The 1,428-nt window shown below is 50.5% G+C and carries 2 protein-coding genes; both read left to right on the top strand.

From position 1 onward, the window contains the following. The first annotated feature begins 191 nt into the window (after nucleotides 1-191). Entirely contained in the window at nucleotides 192-791 is a 600-nt protein-coding gene (locus FN633_RS11025) for a hypothetical protein (protein WP_154057748.1), read from the top strand. Nucleotides 792-821: 30 nt separating this feature from the next. Next, nucleotides 822-1,428, top strand: a 607-nt coding sequence (locus FN633_RS11020) for an NUDIX hydrolase (RefSeq protein ID WP_154058912.1), incomplete at its 3' end; no start/stop codon positions are given.

The following is a 1,428-nucleotide window of genomic DNA, read 5'->3' as shown; positions in this document are numbered from 1 at the left end:
TATCATCCGCAGTCCTACCCATAGTCACTAACATATAACAATCAGCACTCTTACCCTTCCCTTCGCATACACAACACGACTATCATTTCCATTCTTTGTTTTTAACCGGATGAATCATAACGACCAGTCAATTGATGCCCAGACGCTGACGTTACAGTCATTCACCCCCTAACTAAGCGCAGGATATTCAAATGTTTAAAGCATTACCCCGTCGCTGGCAATATTGTAACGACGTGGCGGTCAGCATTAGCAAGGCCAGCAGTACGCAGCTGCAACAGCTGAAAACACACTTGGCCGAACAAATGGGTAAGCCGGTGGGACTGCATACCATGGGCATTCCAGCGGCGATCAGCACCCTTGGGGTGATTGTCAGTTTTGCTATTCCGCAGCTGTGGTTGGGATACGGCGTACTCGCCGCACTAAACCAGCCTGCTGAGAGAGTGTTCGTGTGGGTAGTGACCATCGCTTTGCTGTTTGCTGGCATCAATGGCTTGACGATGTTTATGATTGGCAAAGGCAGTATGCGTGCCCTGCGGGTGCATCTTACGTTAGCGCTGTTGAGCCTGCTGTTGACAGCAGTCTACCTTCTTTTTGCGCTGGTCGGCACGCTGAGCGGTACCAGTTGGCAAGGTGTCAACCTGACAGCGGCACTGGTAAGTGTCGTTATGCTGCTGCTCAGCGGTGGCTGTATCCGTTCCACTGCCTTCTATAAAATGCTGCTGTTTACCCTGCATAATCGCGCCTGGCGTCAGCTAATCAGCCAGACACGCACTATGCACAATTCGCGCTAGAACAATAACGATCAACCAGAGGAAAACTCAATGCCAGACGATTTAAAGGTTGTTGATATCACCGAGCTTGCGAAAAAACTCAATGCCATCGCCCAGACCGGGCTTACGTATGCAAAAGATGTTTTCGATCGTGAGCGCTATGAAGCTCTTCAGCAGATGGCCGTTGAGCTGATTGGCTCCCGCTTTGATATTGACGCTAAGACATGGAATCACGTCTCTGAAATCGGTTATGCGACCCCCAAAACGGACGTTCGCGCATTTATCCTCCGTGAAGGCAAAATTCTCATGGTTCGTGAGGCTGACGATGGGCTATGGAGCTTACCCGGTGGTTGGGCGGACGTTGGCGATACGCCATCTATAGCCGTGAGCCGGGAAGTTAAAGAAGAAACCGGGCTCAACGTAAAAGTGACAAAACTGCTGGGCGTGTGGGATCGCAATCTTCATGGCCATCCACCCTACCCTTGGCACGTTTACAAGCTTATATTCCTGTGCGAAGAGATCGGTGGAAGTCTGGCATTAAGCCACGAATCCACCGATATTGGCTTTTTCGACATTAACGAGCTGCCGGATCTGTCGCTAACCAGGATCGTTCCTGAACAGATAAAAGTAAGCATGGATATCGCCACGTCAGATCGCC

It is taken from the genome of Pseudescherichia vulneris (assembly GCF_902164725.1).
GTDB classification, from domain to species: Bacteria; Pseudomonadota; Gammaproteobacteria; order Enterobacterales; family Enterobacteriaceae; genus Pseudescherichia; species Pseudescherichia vulneris.
The sequence above is the reverse complement of the archived record's forward strand: the minus strand, read 5'-3'. Positions and strand labels throughout refer to the sequence as shown.